13 protein-coding genes are annotated in these 18,714 nt (G+C 46.9%); 8 read left to right on the top strand and 5 right to left on the bottom strand.

Annotation, left to right across the window (positions count from 1 at the left end; translation table 11 throughout):
- Positions 1-8 precede the first annotated feature (8 nt).
- Together BM265_RS06645 and clpB are read left to right on the top strand one after the other, a co-directional pair.
- A complete protein-coding gene (locus tag BM265_RS06645) occupies positions 9-512 on the top strand; it encodes an NUDIX domain-containing protein (RefSeq protein ID WP_074960771.1) in 504 nt (167 codons plus the stop codon).
- 75 nt (positions 513-587) lie between these two features.
- Positions 588-3,212 (top strand): ATP-dependent chaperone ClpB, encoded by a 2,625-nt coding sequence (gene clpB / locus BM265_RS06640; RefSeq protein ID WP_143098686.1) that lies wholly within the window; start codon positions 588-590, stop codon positions 3,210-3,212.
- A gap of 597 nt (positions 3,213-3,809) precedes the next feature.
- Here clpB and BM265_RS06635 read toward each other — a convergent pair.
- Genes BM265_RS06635 through BM265_RS06620 form a run of 4 tightly spaced genes read right to left on the bottom strand, consistent with a single transcriptional unit; the run spans position 3,810 to position 9,350 of the window.
- Complete coding sequence (locus tag BM265_RS06635) at positions 3,810-5,099, bottom strand: ABC transporter permease (RefSeq protein WP_074960769.1); 1,290 nt, start codon at positions 5,097-5,099, stop codon at positions 3,810-3,812.
- A gap of 11 nt (positions 5,100-5,110) precedes the next feature.
- The gene (locus BM265_RS06630) at positions 5,111-6,934 is read right to left on the bottom strand and encodes an efflux RND transporter periplasmic adaptor subunit (RefSeq protein ID WP_074960768.1); all 1,824 of its coding nucleotides are present in this window, start codon (positions 6,932-6,934) and stop codon (positions 5,111-5,113) included.
- Positions 6,931-7,638 carry an ABC transporter ATP-binding protein gene (locus BM265_RS06625; protein ID WP_074960767.1) on the bottom strand — a complete coding sequence of 236 codons (708 nt, stop codon included), beginning with the start codon at positions 7,636-7,638 and terminating at the stop codon, positions 6,931-6,933. Before BM265_RS06625 ends, BM265_RS06630 begins: the two co-directional genes overlap by 4 nt.
- A 14-nt stretch (positions 7,639-7,652) precedes the next feature.
- Positions 7,653-9,350, bottom strand: a complete 1,698-nt coding sequence (locus tag BM265_RS06620; RefSeq protein ID WP_074960766.1) for an efflux RND transporter periplasmic adaptor subunit — start codon at positions 9,348-9,350, stop codon at positions 7,653-7,655.
- 541 nt (positions 9,351-9,891) lie between these two features.
- Here BM265_RS06620 and BM265_RS06615 point away from each other — a divergent pair.
- From BM265_RS06615 to BM265_RS06590, 6 genes are all read left to right on the top strand, one after another.
- Positions 9,892-10,605: a hypothetical protein gene (locus BM265_RS06615; protein ID WP_074960765.1), complete on the top strand. Its 714-nt coding sequence runs from the start codon at positions 9,892-9,894 to the stop codon at positions 10,603-10,605.
- Between the two features lie 68 nt (positions 10,606-10,673).
- On the top strand, positions 10,674-11,432 hold the full coding sequence (locus BM265_RS06610; RefSeq protein ID WP_074960764.1) for a Nif3-like dinuclear metal center hexameric protein: 759 nt from the start codon (positions 10,674-10,676) through the stop codon (positions 11,430-11,432).
- Between the two features lie 139 nt (positions 11,433-11,571).
- Entirely contained in the window at positions 11,572-12,654 is a 1,083-nt protein-coding gene (locus BM265_RS06605; protein WP_074960763.1) for an SGNH/GDSL hydrolase family protein, read from the top strand.
- A 462-nt stretch (positions 12,655-13,116) separates the two neighbouring features.
- Positions 13,117-14,400, top strand: a complete 1,284-nt coding sequence (locus BM265_RS06600; protein ID WP_074960762.1) for a sensor histidine kinase — start codon at positions 13,117-13,119, stop codon at positions 14,398-14,400.
- Complete coding sequence (locus BM265_RS06595) at positions 14,397-15,131, top strand: LytR/AlgR family response regulator transcription factor (RefSeq protein WP_074960761.1); 735 nt, start codon at positions 14,397-14,399, stop codon at positions 15,129-15,131. Before BM265_RS06600 ends, BM265_RS06595 begins: the two co-directional genes overlap by 4 nt.
- A 162-nt stretch (positions 15,132-15,293) precedes the next feature.
- The gene (locus tag BM265_RS06590; protein ID WP_074960760.1) at positions 15,294-16,451 is read left to right on the top strand and encodes a family 8 glycosyl hydrolase; all 1,158 of its coding nucleotides are present in this window, start codon (positions 15,294-15,296) and stop codon (positions 16,449-16,451) included.
- Between the two features lie 86 nt (positions 16,452-16,537).
- On the opposite strand, the gene glmS is transcribed toward BM265_RS06590, so the two are convergent.
- Positions 16,538-18,376, bottom strand: a complete 1,839-nt coding sequence (gene glmS, locus BM265_RS06585) for a glutamine--fructose-6-phosphate transaminase (isomerizing) (RefSeq protein ID WP_074960759.1) — start codon at positions 18,374-18,376, stop codon at positions 16,538-16,540.
- Between the last annotated feature and the right edge of the window lie 338 nt (positions 18,377-18,714).

Here is an 18,714-nt window from a genome sequence, read left to right as displayed (position 1 = left end):
GTGTATATATGAAAACGAAATCAGATAGCTATATTTGTAAAGACTATGACGGAAATATCTTTATATCATTTGAGCAACTTGATGAAATTGTACTGTCTAAAGATCCATTATTAACACATTGTCTTGCTGTTGTAAAAATAGGAGATGATTACCTTTTGGGCTGGAATAAATGGAGAAACAGATATGAGATATTCGGAGGTTGTATCGAAAAAGGAGAAACTGCAAGAGATTGTATTATCAGAGAGTGCAATGAAGAATTAGGACTTGTTTCTTTTGATGTTATATATCTTGGTGCGATGAAATTTTTAATGAAACCGGATTATTTCTCACCGAATGAACGAATAGAGCTTGGTGGTTTATATGGAATCAGATTATATGACATAAATATTGATAATATCTATGAAATTATAAAAGATAAAGAAGAAATCACTAAACTTGCACTATACAGTCAGGTGAGAAATAAAGAGCCAATTGCGTTGATTGATGAAAAACTGTTGGAGTATTTTGTATAAATGCTAATTTACCGCAGGGACATTTTTGAAAAATGGAGTTAAATAATACTTTGATATATAAAGGAGGACACAATAATGAATATGCAGAAATTTACCGAGAAATCGGTGCAGGCTGTACAGGATGCGCAGAATATCGCGGCAAGGCAGTCAAATCAGGCGATAGGACAGGAACATCTGCTGAGTGCGCTGTGCCTTGATGATAACGGTCTTATCCCCCAGCTGCTGACACAGATGAGCACGGATATCAACGCTTTCCGCGGCGCACTGGACAGGGCTGTTGATAAGATACCGAAAGTCACTGTGGGCGGACGCGCTCAGGGTCAGGTGTATATTTCAAACGAACTTGACCGCGCACTTGCCGAGGCAGAAGCTCAGGCAAAGCAGATGGGTGATGAGTTCGTATCTGTTGAGCATATCTTCATGGGAATAATGGAGTGTGCAAACAGCGAAATCGCAGAGATACTGCGTACCTTTGGCATAAACAAGACAGGCTTCCTTGCAGCACTCAAGCAGGTGAGAGGAAGCGCAAAGGTCACAAGCCAGAACCCCGAGGAAACTTATGACGTTCTGAAAAAGTACGGTCAGGAGCTGGTAGGTCTTGCAAGACAGAACAAGCTTGACCCAGTTATCGGCAGAGATTCCGAAATAAGAAACGTTATCCGCATACTCTCCCGTAAGACCAAGAACAACCCTGTGCTTATAGGCGAACCCGGCGTAGGTAAGACAGCCGTTGCCGAGGGTCTTGCACAGCGTATCGTCAGCGGTGACGTGCCCGACAGCCTGAAAGACAGACAGATATTCTCACTGGATATGGGCTCACTTATCGCAGGCGCAAAGTTCCGCGGCGAGTTTGAAGAAAGATTCAAAGCCGTTGTAAGCGAGATAAAGAAATCCGAGGGCAGGATAATACTGTTCATCGATGAACTGCATACCATCGTGGGCGCAGGCAAATCCGACGGCGCTATGGACGCAGGCAACCTGCTGAAGCCTATGCTGGCAAGAGGTGAACTGCACTGCATCGGCGCTACCACCCTAAATGAGTACAGACAGTACATCGAAAAGGATAAAGCCCTTGAAAGACGTTTCCAGCCCGTTATGGTAGACGAGCCCAGTGTTGAGGATACCATATCCATTCTCCGCGGCATCAAGGAGAGATATGAGGTATTCCACGGCGTTAAGATACAGGATCAGGCACTGATAACAGCCGCTGTGCTTTCTGACAGATACCTCACCGACAGATTCCTGCCTGATAAGGCTATCGACCTTGTGGACGAAGCCTGCGCACTTATCCGTACCGAGATGGACTCCATGCCCACCGAGCTTGATGACCTGAGAAGAAAGATACTCCAGCACGAGATAGAAGAAACTGTCCTCAAAAAGGAAAGCGACAAACTTGCCGAGGAGCACCTTGCAGAAGTTCAGAAAGAACTGGCAGACATGAGAGCACAATACGACGAGATGCGTGCTAAATGGGAAAACGAAAAGAATGCTATATCCAAGGTTCAGAAGATACGTGAGGAGATAGATGCTGTAAACGGCGAGATAAAACAGGCAGAGCGAGACTATGACCTCTCGAAACTGGCAGAGCTGAAATACGGCAAGCTGGAAAATCTGCAAAAGGAACTGGCAGAGGAAGAAAAGAAAGCAGAGCAGTCTTCAAAGAGCAATACCCTGCTGAGAGATAAAGTCACCGATGACGAGATAGCAAGGATAATCTGCCGCTGGACAGGCATACCCGTTGCAAAGCTGATGGAGGGCGAGCGCGACAAGCTGTTAAGACTTGAAAGCATTCTCCACGAAAGAGTTATCGGTCAGAATGAGGCTGTACAGAAGGTCAGCGAAGCTATACTCCGTTCAAGGGCAGGCATCGCAAATCCCAATCAGCCCATCGGTTCGTTCCTCTTCCTGGGACCTACGGGTGTCGGTAAGACCGAGCTTGCAAAGACCCTTGCTCAGGCACTTTTCGATGACGAGAACAATATCGTCCGTATCGATATGTCGGAGTATATGGAGAAATTCAGCGTATCCCGCCTGATCGGAGCGCCTCCCGGATACGTGGGCTACGAAGAGGGCGGTCAGCTTACCGAGGCGGTAAGAAGAAAGCCTTACTCAGTTGTACTGCTTGACGAAGTCGAAAAAGCTCACCCCGATGTGTTCAATATACTGCTTCAGGTGCTGGATGACGGCAGAGTTACCGACTCTCAGGGCAGGACAATAGATTTCAAGAACACCGTTATCATACTGACTTCAAACCTGGGCTCACCTTTTATACTCGAAGGCATCGATGATGAAACAGGCGATATCAGCGATGACGCAAGAGAAAAGGTCAACGAGATGCTAAGATCCCATTTCCGCCCCGAATTCCTCAACCGTCTTGACGAGATAGTAATGTATAAACCTCTGCTGAAGAGCGAGATATACAACATCTGCGGACTTATGCTGAAGAGCCTTGAAAAGAGACTTGCAGATAAGCGCCTGAAAATGGAGCTTACGGAATCCGCTAAAGCAGCAATAGTCGATCAGGGCTATAATATGGCATTCGGCGCAAGACCTCTGAGAAGATTTATCCAGAGCCACGTAGAAACTCTGCTGGCAAAAGCAATAATCAGGGACGACCCCGCTGCTGACAGCCTGATGAAAGTAGATTATGACGGCAACGATTTCTCTGTTGAGACTATCGCACCGGCAACAGCTGAATGATAATAATATGCAAAGGACAGCTTTTTGGGGCTGTCCTTGCTTTTTGCGGAGAATGCCGAATAGGGGAGCTTTTGGTCAAGCCTTTCGCGAAAGGCTTGCGGGGAGCCACAGTCAGCAAAGCTGACTGTTAAGGGCAGAGCCTCTCGGTCAAGGCACAAAAGCGATGCGGCAACAAAGCTATAAATAGAAAAGCAAACTCACGACCAAAAAGGCGCGGCACGCGGTCGACGCAGTCACCGCTAACAAAATTTCAGAGCGTATGCAAAACCAATGCATACGCTCAAACTATGTCCGTAAATTATTGTCGCGCCTGAAATCAACGGCGTTAGCTCGTTGATTTCTCGACCCGAGGGACGAGGGGCGAAAATTCCCCACGCATACTATCTGTGTAGATCCGATGATCCGAAGAACGAGGGGCGACCCCCATCAAACTACCATCCAAACAAAATACAAACCTGCTCCAACAAATCCCGAATACAAACAAATTGCCCCATAGCACATTAAATGCTTTGGGGCAAAACTTGTAAATATGTAATTGGGGAAATTATCATTCTTTACAAAGGGGTCAATGTTATAGTGTACAAAGTACTTTACTGATCACTCGTAACGGAGTGCATCAATAGGATTGAGGTTTGCAGCCTTGATGCTGGGTATAAGTCCGAAGACGATACCGACTACCATCGAGAATGCAACAGATACGACTATCGCAGGTGTGGATATGGATACAGGCACTTCCGCAATGTTCGCTATCACCTTTGATAAGCCTATGCCTATCAGTACGCCCAGTATACCGCCTATGGTGGTAAGTACCGAAGCTTCTGTAAGGAACTGCGCGAGTATACGCTTCTTTCTTGCGCCAAGAGCCTTTTTAAGACCTATCTCACGGGTACGCTCCGTAACGGATACCAGCATTATGTTCATAACACCGATACCGCCTACCAGCAGGGATATGCCCGCTATCCAGATAAGCATCTGGTTAGTTGATTTTGAAAGGTCCTGAAGCTTCTTAGCCTGCTCCAGCAGACTTTCGCTCTTGTATTCAAGGTTATTCGCAATGCCCTCAGCTGACTGCTGCTCGGAACCCCCGGACTGCTTACGGATATTCTCATTGAGTATATCAGCTGTCTTCTTGCCAGCGCCTGTCATACTGTCAGTATCCTTTGCGCGTACAACACAGTTCTGAGGCTCGTCATAGCGGAAAATTATGCTCCAGTCATTGGTGGGTATGAATATCAGTCCGCTGGAAGAACTGTTGTAGGTGAAATAGTCTTCAACACTGTTGATAACAGGCTCAAAACCTGTACGCTTGCAGGCAACGCCTATTATCCTGAAAGGCTCACCGTTGATATCAAGTATCTTGCCGATGGGGTTCTCACCCTCAAAGAGACCTCTCTGCATATTTGTGTCGATTATAGCTACCTTGGAGAAATCCGTGTACTGCTTCTCAGTGAAGCCCATACCCTCGGCTATCTCATAGCCCATTGTGGAAAAATAATCGCTGTCGATACCGTTGACTATGGCAGATTCTATCTTCTGGTTGAGATAGAACATATTCTCAACATAATCTCTTGAGCGGTAAAGTGTGCAGCTCTCTACCTCTTTAAGGTCAAGTATCCTCTTCTTGCTGTCCTCGGATACCACCCTGATATTATCAGGTACACCTGACCAGGTGAAATCCGCTTCAGCGTCACCCTGCATCAGCGTTATCTTTACAGTATTGTTTCCCGCGCCGATAAGGTTGTTCTTTATCTGTTCGTTCGTACCCTCGATGGTGGATACTATGGCGATTATAGCCGCAATACCGATGATGATACCCAGCATAGTCAGGAACGAACGTATCTTGTGGCTCAGTATTCCCTGAAGGGAGAGCCTAACATTTTCTATCATAGCTTACCTCCTCAGAAGAAATCCATGTTATCGGGCATAAGTATCTCGGTGCTCTCACGGGTCTTTGTGCCCTCCTTGACCTCTTTGCCGTAAGGGAAGCATATCTTGTCCTTGTAGCTGAGACCGCCCTTGATCTCTATAAAATAGCCGTACATTATCTGTCCGACCTTTACGTACTGCTTTTTCAGCTTACCGTTCTCGTCGGCTTTCATTATGTAATAATCGCCGCCCTCCTGCCTTACATAGTGTATCGGCAGGTATACCGAGTTTGAAGAATCCGTATTGTCAGATTCCATTTTATCCGCAGTCAGCTCTACCCAGTCATCGTAAGAGAAATTGTCTTCGCCCTCGATCAGCTTTGCGTGTATCTGGTATGAAGAATTGTTAGGATTCTCGCCCCAGTTATATGAACTATAACTTACAGGCTCGTCGTCTATCTTGGTTATCTCAGCCACACCTGTACCGTCAGAGTTCCACGAAGTTATTGTAAAGGTATCGCCTATGCTGTATTTCGGAAGATTCAGCTCGCTTACCTCGCATACTACCTCGGTGCCGCCCTCGCCCTGAATAACTGCAAATGCGCGGTCATCGGCATTGGGCTCCTCGTAGATATCTTCATCTTCTTCCTCTTCGCTTTCAGCTTCCTCATCGCCCGAAGCTTTGCCTATCTTCTTCACGACACCGTCCAGTTCGGCATAAAGCTTGCCGTCGACCTTGCGCTTCTTGGCTGCCTGAAGTTCAAAGTTCGCCTTTTTGAGATCAAGCTCCAACTGCTTTATGGATTCCTCTTTTTCAGCTATCATCTTCTTAATCTCATCGCGGGAGTATACATAATCTGTGCCCTCGGGATCGATATAAAACTCATCGGGTTCGTAGCTGTCATAGTAATCATCAGGCTCTTCCTCGGGGATCTCGGGCATGGAGCTGTCATCCTCGGGTACTGATGAATCGTCCTTCTTCTGAGTTGTAGGATGAGTAAAGCTCAGCTTGCCGTAGTGCTTTACATCGGTATCTATCGAAGCACTGCCGTCCTCGTCGATGGTTATGCCGTCGGATACCTTCCAGCTTCCAAGCTCCTCGGGAGTAGTACCCTCAACAGGAACAATTATCCACTTGAAAAGATAGTTGTAGCTCTCGTCGTATACGCATATCTCAGCACACTTCTTCTCGCTTGCCATCCTTATCATGAACTCCTTGGAGACCTCAGCCTCCTGAGTGCAGTTGATGATGTAAGGCATCTCCACAGTGCCCACACCCTCAGCAGGTGTGAATGCAGGCTTGACTACATCGGTAACAAGCTGTTCGGGAGGTCCGTCGGGTACATCGGGGTCGATGTCATCGGGAATGCTGTTGTCAGGTATACTGTCATCGGGGATATCATCGGGAAAGTCGGGATAATCGGGCTCAACAGGCTGAGGAGCATCCTCGGAAGGCTTGTAGTACCTTATCTTTTCAAGCTCCTTCTTTGCCATCTTGATATCCTGCTCTACTATCTTTACAGCGTTTTCCTTCTGGGCAAGTTCAAGCTCTACAACGGTCATATCGTATTCAAGTATGGCGTCGCCCTTTTTAACGTTCTGGCCTTCTTCAACATATACCTTCTTTACCAGCTTCTCAGTGTCGATATACACCCTCTGGGTATTGGAAGACTGTATACGTCCGTCCATTCCGCCGTAGTAGTAAGAGAAATAATCGCTGTCCTGCATCATAAGGCTTACAGGCACAACATCAACGACCACCTTTTCCTGCTTGCTGTTTTTGTACTTTTTCATGCCGAAATATCCGCCGCCGCCCAGTACTGCCACACAGAGAAGAAATATTATCAGTTTTTTCATTCGCTCTCCTCCTCCTTCTTGGCACGGCTGTTGAATGCGCCGCTGTGCAGTTCGCCGTCACGTATGTACATCACACGCTTGGCATGGTCTGCTATCTCGGGTTCGTGGGTTATCATTACTATAGTCACGCCGTCCTTGTTCAGCTCTTCAAAAAGCTCCATTACGTCATCGCCCGACTTCGTATCCAGCGCACCTGTAGGTTCGTCCGCCAGCAGCAGCTTGGGCTTGTTTACTATCGCCCTTGCTATGGCAACTCTCTGCTTCTGTCCGCCTGAAAGCTGTGTGGGATTGAAGTTCATTCTGTCCTCAAGCCCTACCTTGCGAAGTGCTTCCTTAGCCAGCTCGCGGCGCTTTTTTCTGGAAAGTCCCGCGTACAGCAGAGGCAGTTCAACGTTTTCCAGTGCCGACTGTCTCGGCAGCAGATTGAAGTTCTGGAAAACAAAGCCTATCTTGGTATTGCGTATATCCGAAAGCTGCTTGTCGCTGCATTTCATTATATCCGAACCATCGAATATGAAGCTGCCCTTTGTCTGCTTGTCAAGGCAGCCGATAATGTTCATCAGGGTGGATTTGCCAGAACCCGAAGGTCCCATTATCGCAACATACTCGCCGTCGTCAACGCTCAGCGATATGTCTTTCAGTACGGGGACGGGTTCTTTGCCCTGCATATAATCCTTGAAGATATTGTTCAGTTCAAATACCATGTTGTCCGCCTTTCTCAGCTGTAATGCTTTTTAAGGAACTCGTCCTTTTCATCGGTGGACATAGCATTGAACTCGGCTTCAGATATACCGTAAAGGTCTTCAAAAGTAACATCGGGCTCTTCGCTGTCAACAGCTTCTGCTGTTGCATCCGAAGCCTTGCCCTTGCCGTTATCAACGTCAACAGCAGCTTCGCCGGAATAATCGAAGGTGTAATTGCCCTCATCATCCATGCTGCCTCGTATGAAGTTGCCCTCGCTGTCAACCTCTGCAACACCGCCGTCAGGTGAAGTTATGATAGCAGAACCGTCAGCAGCACCCTCAATAATATTGCCGTTCTCATCGGTCATGGTAAAGCTTCCGTCGTCATTCATAACGAAGTCATCAGGCATACCGCCCATGTCGCCCTCGTCCATCATGCCTTCGTCCATCATACCCTCATCCATCATGTCGCCGTCCATCATTTCTCCGTCTTCACCGCCAAGCTCGTTCTCGGGGATATCCTTGTCGGAGGAATTGGTAGTAGTAGCAAGACCTTCCTTGATGTAGTCAGCAGGATAAGCTATGTAGTCATCGGTGGAAAGACCTTCAAGTATCTCGCAGTCGCCGTACTCGGTATCTTCCTTGCCTATCTTTATGTATCTCTTCTCGATAACATCCTTGTCAGACTTCTTAGCCCATACATAGGACTTGTTGCCGTCTTTCAGGATAAAGTTGGAATAAAGCCAGATGCCTGTCTTCTCAACATCGCTGCCTCTGTCAGTGTCGATGAGGATATGCTGTCCCAGCTTGAAGCCCTCCAGTGATTCGGGCTCAACATAGAAAGCATATTTTGAAGATGTAGTCTGTTCATCACTTTCGCCGTAGCCGTACATATCGTCGTTGTTTTCCTGAGGTGTTGTGTCTATCTCTGATACTACGCCGTTAACGCTGGTGTCATCTGTCCTGCTGCGGAGTATGACCTCAGCATCCTTGTAGATGGCATCGCTGTTCTGCTCGTTGAATACGCCCTTTACACGGAAATCGCCCTCAGCCGTGAGCTTCATTATAACGTCCTCGGCTGTATCGTAACGGCTGTATCTGTAATCATCTTCTCCGCCGCCTGATGAGGGGTCTTTCAGATCCTTTACAGTACCGTCTATGGGTGCTATTACATAGGCATTCTTCTTGGAGTTCTCCAGCTTGGTTATCTCCACGTTCTTTGCCTTTATATCGTATTCTGTTCTGGCGTTCTCGCTCTGCAGCTGGAGTATCTGGTTAGTGTAGGATACTACCTGATCCTCACTGGCATTCTTCTTTTCTTCCTCATACTGCTTTATCTGCTGATTGTTGGTCTCTATCTCGTTCTGAGATCTCTCAACTTCCAGCTTTGCAGTATCGATCTCGATCTGTATCGCCTCGGTATCATAGGTAAGCAGCTTATCGCCCTTCTTTACGGCATCGCCCTCAGCCACAAGTATATCCTTGATGGTCTTGGTGCTGTCGTATTGAACGTCCACCGATTTCTGTGCAACTACCACGCCGGGGAAACTGTTTGCAAACAGATCCGAACCCGTGACAGTGTTCACATTCGATACCTTTTGTACGTACACTTTGTCGCTGCTGTTAGCCGCGGAACTGCCGTAATTCTTATACAGCTTCCACCCGCCGAAGCCTACTCCGCCGATTATCAGCAGAGTCACAACAGCTTTTCCGACAGAACTTGCTTTTGACATATCCATATCCTCCTGTTGATGAATCTGTAAGACAAAAAAAGTCTGCATAAGCATACTGCCCACTTAACGGTGCGTGCAGATTATCAGCTATATACAGACGTACAATATACTATTTGTCATCTGTTGTCTTTTTTGTCTACAATGGTTTTTATGTTTTTCTATCTGCATTTTATTATAGTACAAAAAAAAACTCCTGTCAATGAAAGTAAGGTGAAATTAAGAAAATCTTTCGATAATTAACAGGTTATATAAATAATCAAGTTAACTTACTTTAAACTTCATTGATATTAACTCATATCCACCAAAAATCCCCATATCCCATAATATATCGGCTATTCCACCCAAGGAATAAGCCACCTGTAAATTTTGTTAGAACATTACATAAAAAATTACAACATCTTTTAATTTATTGAATATATTATTTATAAAAATATTGACAAAAGTAAGATGGTGTGGTATACTTTTGTTATATACACTTTGACCTGCGTCATTGCTGTACGGGTATTACTTTTATAATACGAGTTTCAGAGGGTGAAGAATAATGACCGAGCTAGAAAAGATGGAGTTGGCGGAATGCTACATAAACAGATATTTCGAGATCGCTGACGGTGTTGAAATCAGCAAGGAGAACAAGGAATATCTGAAAATATATATAAGAGATGTTTCAGAGGCAGAAAGAGAATTTGATTTTAACGGAAAGCGCAATAAATCAATGTTATATGTTCTCGGCGGTGCGCTGGTATTTGCACTGCTGCTGCTGATAGCCTTCCATTCGGGACTTTATTTTATAGTTCCCGTACTCGGCTTCCTTACAATAGCTGTTTCGGGCTATATGATAATCAATAAGTACTACACCCAGAGACTTGTTGAAGTCAAGGATCACCAGAAGGAAGTAAATGAGGGTATCACCGAACAGATCGAGATACTTCAGGGAAGAATAAAGCAGCTTGAAAAGCAGCGCGACGATTATCTTACCGCCCTGAGAAAGAAGATCGATTTCATGGAGCTTGATATGGACTACATGAACAATATCGGTCAGATCAAGGAATTCATGGTAAACGGCGAAGCTGAGACCTGTGAAGAAGCTGTTCAGATATTTGAATCCAATCTGCTTATGCAGCAGATGTCAGGCATCATGTCCGCAAGTGTACATGACAAGACCATGGATATCGAAAAGAACAAGGAACGCTTCGGCGATCCTACCAAGGATTTCGGAAAGAAAACCGCCAAAAAAAGTCTGTTCGGCAAAAAATAATAACGATTACATTGACACTTCCGACAGAGACCGTCGGAGGTGTTTTTCTATAACCAAGGAGGATAATTATGTATACAGTCGGAGATATTTACACATTCATCGAGGAGATCGCACCTTTCCGTTTGCAGGAAAGCTACGATAACAGCGGGCTCTGCATCGGCAATAAGGGCAGGAGCGCGGGTAAGATACTTCTGTCACTGGACTGCACCATAGATGTTGCAAAAGAAGCCGCAGAAGTTGGCGCTGACCTTATCGTGACCCACCACCCCGTGATTTTCCGCGGTATAAAAAGGCTGGACCCCGACAGCGTGGTTGGTGTGCTTGCAAGGAACGATATCAGTGTTATCTCAGCCCACACAAATTTCGACAGCGCCGTGATGAACGATATCCTCTGCAAAAAGCTGGGTCTTGACCCTGTCGACTGCATCGCCGAGGAAAACTGCGCAAAAATGGGCTGTATCTGCGAACATGATGGCATCACAGCCGAAGCACTTGCAGATATCTGCAAAGAAAAGCTGGGCTGTCCCGTGGTGAGATTTGATAAAGCAAATGACGGTCTGCTGAAAAGGATAGCGGTATGTTCGGGCAGCGGCGGAAGCTTTCTGGGAGAAGTCCTCGCCAAGGGCTGTGATGGATATATCACGGGAGATGTCAAGCACGATATCTTCGTTGATGCCTACAACGCAGGTCTTGTGGTGTTCGATGCAGGTCATTTCTACACCGAGGATATTTTCTGCGAACATATGCAGAAAATGCTCAAAGAAAGATTCCCCGATGCGGAAGTCAGCATAGCCAAAAACTCCCGCGATGTGGTAGCATGGCACTGAGTTTTTTTCCTCAGTGCTGACAACAGGCAATATCATTAGCAGGCGGTATCCTTTCCCCCGCCTGCGGCGGGGGAAAGGATACATTCCAATAAATGTTCATCATTTGGTTTGGTAAACAGATATAACGGAGGATATGAAAATGGAATTCAAGGTACCGGAAGAAAAAAAACTCATCACCCCCACCGACAAGCTGACCTACATGGGCAGGATAGACCACAGTCAGCCAGATGCGCCAGTATTCATCTGGGCAGGCTCAAATGTCCGCATGAGATTCCGCGGCACAAACGTGGGTGCAGTGATATTCAACAGGCGATTTTTCAACAAAATGTCTGTCGGCTATGTTATCGACGGCAAGGTGTGCAGTGCCGATTTCGGCGAAGAAAGCGATTGGGAGAAAGAATATTATATCCCCCTTGCCAAGGATCTTGAAGACACCGACCACGAGATAATTCTTTTCAAGCGTCAGGACGCATCTCACTATTTCAAGTTTTTGGGCTTTGTCATCGATGGCGAAATTCTTGAAGCCCCTGTACTTCCTGCCAGAAAGATAGAAGTTTTCGGCGATTCCGTATCAGCGGGCGCAGTAGTTGAAGCCCGTGATTTTGAGGGAAAGAGTGATCCCGACGGACACGAAGGCATCTACGACAATGCGTGGTACAGCTATGCCGCCATAACAGCCAGAAATCTCGGCGCACAGCTGAACTGCACCGCACAGGGCGGTATATCCGTATTTGACAACACAGGCTGGTTCCACTGCCCTGATTTCATCGGCATGGAGACCGCCTACGACAAGCTTTGCTATTATCCCGAGGGTGAAAAAGGCTACACTCCATGGGATTTCAGCCGCTACGTCCCCAACGTGGTATTTTTCGCCGTAGGTCAGAACGATCATCACAACGAAGCTGACGGCGACCCCGATATAACGGACGAAGCTTTCCGCACCCGCTGGAAAGAGGGCTACAAGGGCATAATCAAAGATCTCCGCGCCAAATATCCCAACGCATATTTTGTACTTCTCCTGACAGTACTCTGTCACGACCCCGAATGGGACAAAGCCGTTTCCGAGATAGCAGCTGAGCTTTCAGACAGCAGGATAAAGCATTTCATGTTCACAAGGACAGGCAAAGCGACTCCGGGTCATCCCAGGATATCCGAGCAATACGAAATGGCAGAAGAGCTTACTGCTTATCTTTCGGGCCTTGGTGAAGATATCTGGAAGTAGGTTTTAGTTGGATTTTTAGTCGAGGAAGTGCGGTATCAGGTCGCCCCTCGTTCCTCGGGTCGAGAAATCAACTAACAGCAACTGCGTCGGCTGTGGCTATCGCAGTCCGATGACGAGCGCGGCAATATTTTTACGCAGATAGTTTGAGCGTATGCATTAGATTTGCATACGCTCGTATTTTTGTAGCGGTGACTGCGTCGCTTTTATGCCTTGACTGTGTGCTCATCCGCAGGCTTTTCGCGAAAAGCTAATCAAGAGCTCTCTTACTTGGCATTTACGCGAATGTCCTTGGCGAAAGCCACAAATATATCGTTGCTAGATAGTGCAGATATAACAGTGCTTCTGAAACAAGTACTTAATATCTATGTAATATAATGTAAAGAAATAATAGGGTAATACTTGAAAATAAACTGTTAATATGCTATAATAAAGAAAATCAATAATTGGGGGTGGAGAACAGATATGATCCTTGAATATCTCCAGAGCAGCTATATGACGCTGATGCTGCTGACGGGACTGTTCATCATACTCGTTGTCAACCGCAAGACGAAGATAGAGGGGACGCAAACTGCGGGGGCTATGCTTTTGCTGGTGCTTTTTCTGACGGTATGCGACTTTCTGGAGCCCTGGTGTGTTGAGTACGAAAAGCCCCTGTGGATACTCTACCTTAAAGCTACGCTGGAATACTGGATACACCCTTTGCTGGTGATAATGGAGCTTCATCTGGTGGCGCCCATAAAGCGGAAGTGGCTACACGCCCTGGTGCTGGTGCCCTATACTGTTGATTTTATAGCGGTATTCATAAATATGTTCCACCATGGGATAATATGTACCTATAACGAGAATTACGGATTTGAAGCGGGAAGCCTGCATTTTCTGCCTGCGGTCACGGTGATATTCTATATCGCTATGCTGGGACTGTATTCCATAGGAATAATGGCTAAGGGCGATCTTTCAAAATCTGTCATAGTGATATTCATGGTCATCTCCACAAGTATCACGGTATATCTGGAGTATTCGGGTAAGATAGTTGGGCACGTCAACGAAGTTGCGGCTTTTGATATAATCATATACTATTACTATCTTTCGGCGATATACCATGGCGAAGTCCAGCAGAACCTTAATGACTCAAAGCTAGAGCTCATGCACCGAAACAACGAACTTCTGATGGCGCAGATACAGCCGCATTTTATAAATAATTCGCTGATGGCGATACAGGCGAGGTGCATAGATTATCCCGAGATATACGAGAGCCTGAAAAACTTCTCGCGGTATCTGAGATCACATTTTGACCAGATAGGCAACCCGAAGCCTATAACATTTGAGCAGGAGCTTAAAAACATCAAGGCATATCTTGCTTTGGAAAAGATGAATTTCGGGGACAGGCTGGAAGTTGAATATGACATAGAGTCGGAAGATTTTCTTTTACCGTCCCTGACGGTGGAGCCCCTGGTGGAGAACGCAGTGCGCCATGCTATCGCGGCCAGGGAATTCGGCGGTATGGTAAGGATAATACAGCGTGACGAGGAATACGGTGTTATAATAGAAGTTCATGATATCGGCAAGGGAGAGCTAAACCTTACCGACAAGCAGAAAAAGCGCCGCGGCATCGGTGTGAAGAACGTCCGCGCAAGGCTGGCGGTGGACGGCAAGGGTATGCTTGAACTGATACCCGAAGAAAACGGCATATGTGCCCGTGTGACCCTCATCGATGTGGAGTATGAAGAAGGGAGCGAAAATATATGACTACTATATTTGCTGATGACAGCGGTGCTGCTCTGGTAATGATGGATCTTTTTCTGAAAAAGATAGACCCCGAGGGCACCCATCTTTCCGCAGGGTCGGTGACGGACGCTATGGCTCTGCTGGAGGAAAATGAGGCAGATGTACTGTTCCTTGATATAGAAATGCCTGGTATCAACGGTATAGTCGGGGCGCACTATCTTGAAGCTTCATACCCCAAGCTGAATATAATATTCGTGACGGGGCATCCCGAATACGCGCTGGATGCGCTGAAAGTATACCCCAGCGGGTTCATCGAGAAACCCTTTGATGAGGACGATGTCCGCGAAGCTCTCAGGCACCTCAGATATCCCATAGAACAGGCTGTTAAGAAGCCTTTGAAGATATCCTGCGGGGAGAGATTCACGGTAATGCTGAATGACAGCGAGTTCGCATTTGAGCATAAACTGACCATGGAACTGTTTGCGTATCTGGTATACAAGAACGGTGAGGTGTCCTCAAATGCCGAGCTTATTGATGTTCTGTACGAGGGGGATTTCGACAAGGAAGAAGAACTGAGGGCGCTGTTCAAGGATATGCGTGGCTGTTTTGAAAACGCAGGTGTCAACAATATAATCGTGAAGCGCCACGGCTGTACAACACTGAATAGTGCTTTATACGATATCGAGGGCGAGCTTTCCGATATTGCGGTGCAGTATGACTGGAGTGCGGAGATACTTTCGCGGAATGAATAGATAAATGGATATTTTGGATCTTACAGCTGCTTCGGCAGCTGTATTTTTTTGCCAAAAATGGGAAGTCGGGAGCAATTTTTGGGTAGACTTTGGCGGTACAGCATGATAAAATCATAGTAACGCAAATCAACAGGAAGTAAAGAATAAACTCGGAGGTACATGATGGAAAACAGGAAATACCGCAACGCTTTTTCAGAGATAGGCAAGACAGATGCTGAGATATCGGCAAGGCTTAACAGTATCGTACAGGAATTTTTCTACGGTGAGGACAGCTTTTATCACGAGAACGGCGATACAGGTTACTTTGAGGATACCGGAAATCACGATGCCAGAACAGAGGGAATGTCCTACGGCATGATGATGGCTGTTCAGCTGGATAAAAAGGATATATTCGATAAGATATGGAAATGGTCGAAGAAGTATATGTACCTGACAGAGGGTGAGAACGAGGGCTATTTCAGGTGGTCCTGCGGTGTGGACGGCAAAAGTTTTGCTGAGGGTCCTGCGCCCGATGGTGAGGAATTCTACGCAATGGCGCTGTTTTTCGCTTCCCACAGATGGGGCGACGGCGAGGGGATATTCAACTATTCTCACGAGGCAAAAGAGATACTCCGTGCCTGCGTACACAAGGGCGAAAACGGCAGGGCAGGTGCGCCCATGTGGAACAGGGATAACAAGCTGATACTATTTATTCCCGGTTCTGATTTTTCTGACGCTTCCTATCATCTGCCCCATTTTTACGAGCTTTTTGCAAAGTGGGCTTACGAGGAAGACAGAGATTTCTTTGCACAGGCGGCTGAGGCAAGCCGCGATTATATTGCGAAGTCCTGCCACCCTGTTACAGGCATGAACCCCGAGTACGGCGAGTTTGACGGTTCTCCCATGTCGCGCCCCCTGCCGTGGGCTAAGGAAAGACATGACTGGTTCTACAGCGATGCTTACCGAACTGCCGCTAATATCGGGCTTGACAGGTCTTGGGGCGGAAGAGATGAACGTCTGGTGGACGCGGTTAAGCGTTTACAGTACACTCTCGGCGTAACTAACAAGAAGTCGCCTTTTATGACTTATGAGGTGGATGGTACTCCCCTTAATGAACCCGCAAGACACCCTGTAGGTCTGCTTGCGACAACTGCACAGGCATCTCTGGCGATCGATGCGCCACTTTCAAAGGATTCGCAGGACGATGCAGTCCGCCTTGCCGCTGACTGGGTAGAAAGATTCTGGAACGAACCCCTCCGCAAAGGCGACAGGCGCTATTACGATAACTGTTTGTATCTCTTCGCTTTCCTCGCACTCAGCGGTAATTATAAGATATGGTAAAAATTTGAGGACGGTGTTTATGCCGTCCTCGTTTTTTATAGTATACAAAAACAGCGGACAGAATGTGTATCTGTCCGCCATTGGAATTATTCAACGGTAACGCTCTTTGCAAGGTTTCTGGGCTTATCTACGTCCAGACCCTTAGCAACTGAGATATAGTATCCGAGAAGCTGGAGGGGGACAACTGCAAGGCTTGCCGCGAAGAGGGGGTCGGTCTTGGGGACGTAGGCTGTGAAATCAGCTGTATCCTCAACGCTGTAATTTCCGTAGGAAGTCAGACCCATGATATAGGCACCTCTGGACTTGCATTCCACCATGTTTGAAACGGTCTTTTCAAACAGCGCCTGCTGAGAGAGCACGCTGATAACGAGAGTGCCGTTTTCGATAAGGCTGATAGGACCGTGCTTGAGCTCGCCTGCTGCGTAAGCCTCCGAATGGATATAGCTTATCTCCTTCATTTTCAGCGAACCTTCAAGGCTTACTGCGTAGTCGATACCTCTGCCGATGAAGAAAGCATCGCGGATATTTGCAAACTTGGAAGCGAACCACTGGATCCTTTCCTTATCTTCAAGTATCTTAGCCACCTTATCGGGGATAGTCTGTATCTCTTCAAGAAGTTCAGCAAGTCTTTCATCGGATATCTCACCGCGTACTTTAGCAAACTTCATAGCTAGCAGATATGTTGCGATAAGCTGAGTGCTGTATGCCTTGGTTGTGGCAACGGATATCTCGGGACCTGCCAGGGTATAGAACACGCTGTCAGCTTCACGCGCGATGTTCGAGCCAACAACATTAACGATACCCAGTGTCTTGATGCCGTTTTCCTTAGCCAGAGTAAGTGCGGCACGGCTGTCGGCAGTTTCGCCCGACTGGCTTATTATAATAACAAGGCTGTTCTTGTTGAAAGGAGTCTTTCTGTATCTGAACTCGCTGGCGAGCTCAACTCTCACGGGGATAGAGGTAAGTTCCTCGATGACATACTGAGCTGCAACACCTACATGGTAAGCGGAGCCGCAGGCAACAATGTATATCTGGCTGAGCGCCTGCACTTCCTCATCGGTAAGACCGAATTCGGAAAGCACGATATCGCCGTCCTTAACAACGGAGTTTATGGTATCCTTAATAACCTTGGGCTGCTCGTGTATCTCCTTGAGCATGAAGTGCTCATAGCCGCCTTTTTCAGCTGCTTCGGCATTCCACTTTATCTCGGTGATCTCCTTGGTGATCTCCTCGCGCTCGATATTGAAGAAAGTAACATTACCCTTTTCTAGCTTTGCGATCTCGTGGTTGCCGATATAGTATACGTTTCTTGTATATTTCAGTATAGCGGGAACGTCAGAAGCCACATAGGTCTCGCCGTTAGCGATACCGATTATCATGGGGCTGTCCTTACGTGCGGTATAAATCTCCTGAGGATAATCCTTGAACATAACGCAGAGAGCATAGCTTCCGCGGATACGTATCATTGCTCTTGCGATGGAATCAACAGGACCCTCGCCGTACTTGCGGTAGTAATAGTCGATAAGCTTTACAGCAACTTCGGTATCGGTAGCAGACTTGAATGTATAGCCCGCCTTTACCAGCTTGTCGCGGAGTTCCTGATAATTCTCGATGATGCCGTTATGCACAGCGATGACATTTTCATCATCGGTAGCATGAGGGTGGGCATTAAGTGCGGAGGGTTCGCCGTGGGTAGCCCATCTGGTATGACCTATACCGCAGCAGCCTTTAACTGCCTTGCCGCCATCTGTCATATTAACAAGGACTTCCAGCTTGCCTTTTTCCTTAATTATCTCGGTATCGCTATCGCCGTCGCGTACAGCTATACCTGCCGAATCGTAGCCTCTGTATTCAAGCTTGGAAAGTCCGTCAAGCAGCACGGGAGCAGCCTGATGGTCTCCTGTAAAACCAACTATACCACACATTATATATTACCTCCTCAAAATATCTTGTAAAATCTCGTAAATACTCGCGAAATCTCAGTATTTCATAAAGTTATGTTCAAGAAATGAACCAAGTTATGGATGATCCAAAGCATTGAATGCCGGATTTAACGTTATCAGGGTATAGCAAACAAAACGTCTTGAGAGATCTGTTTTGACAGCCTTGATGCGACCCATATCCGTTACGGCAGCAAACCTCCTCTGTCCAACGGGATCATTCGTCACGTGAAGTCCCAACTTCCTTCGTTCTGCCTATCCATAACAGGGCGTCGGCGCAGCTCCATTGCGAGGTCATGCCCCTTGGTAATAATTCCTGCCGA

Source organism: Hominimerdicola alba (assembly GCF_900112155.1).
In the GTDB taxonomy this organism is placed as follows: domain Bacteria; phylum Bacillota; class Clostridia; order Oscillospirales; family Ruminococcaceae; genus Hominimerdicola; species Hominimerdicola alba_D.
The sequence above is the reverse complement of the archived record's forward strand: the minus strand, read 5'-3'. Positions and strand labels throughout refer to the sequence as shown.

Excerpts from the sequence above, each read along its gene's own strand:
- BM265_RS06645 (WP_074960771.1), top strand. The coding sequence starts at position 9 with ATGAAAACGAAATCAGATAGCTATATTTGTAAAGACTATGACGGAAAT.
- clpB (WP_143098686.1), top strand. The coding sequence starts at position 588 with ATGAATATGCAGAAATTTACCGAGAAATCGGTGCAGGCTGTACAGGAT.
- BM265_RS06635 (WP_074960769.1), bottom strand. The coding sequence starts at position 5,099 with ATGATAGAAAATGTTAGGCTCTCCCTTCAGGGAATACTGAGCCACAAG.
- BM265_RS06630 (WP_074960768.1), bottom strand. The coding sequence starts at position 6,934 with ATGAAAAAACTGATAATATTTCTTCTCTGTGTGGCAGTACTGGGCGGC.
- BM265_RS06625 (WP_074960767.1), bottom strand. The coding sequence starts at position 7,638 with ATGGTATTTGAACTGAACAATATCTTCAAGGATTATATGCAGGGCAAA.
- BM265_RS06620 (WP_074960766.1), bottom strand. The coding sequence starts at position 9,350 with ATGTCAAAAGCAAGTTCTGTCGGAAAAGCTGTTGTGACTCTGCTGATA.
- BM265_RS06615 (WP_074960765.1), top strand. The coding sequence starts at position 9,892 with ATGACCGAGCTAGAAAAGATGGAGTTGGCGGAATGCTACATAAACAGA.
- BM265_RS06610 (WP_074960764.1), top strand. The coding sequence starts at position 10,674 with ATGTATACAGTCGGAGATATTTACACATTCATCGAGGAGATCGCACCT.
- BM265_RS06605 (WP_074960763.1), top strand. The coding sequence starts at position 11,572 with ATGGAATTCAAGGTACCGGAAGAAAAAAAACTCATCACCCCCACCGAC.
- BM265_RS06600 (WP_074960762.1), top strand. The coding sequence starts at position 13,117 with ATGATCCTTGAATATCTCCAGAGCAGCTATATGACGCTGATGCTGCTG.
- BM265_RS06595 (WP_074960761.1), top strand. The coding sequence starts at position 14,397 with ATGACTACTATATTTGCTGATGACAGCGGTGCTGCTCTGGTAATGATG.
- BM265_RS06590 (WP_074960760.1), top strand. The coding sequence starts at position 15,294 with ATGGAAAACAGGAAATACCGCAACGCTTTTTCAGAGATAGGCAAGACA.
- glmS (WP_074960759.1), bottom strand. The coding sequence starts at position 18,376 with ATGTGTGGTATAGTTGGTTTTACAGGAGACCATCAGGCTGCTCCCGTG.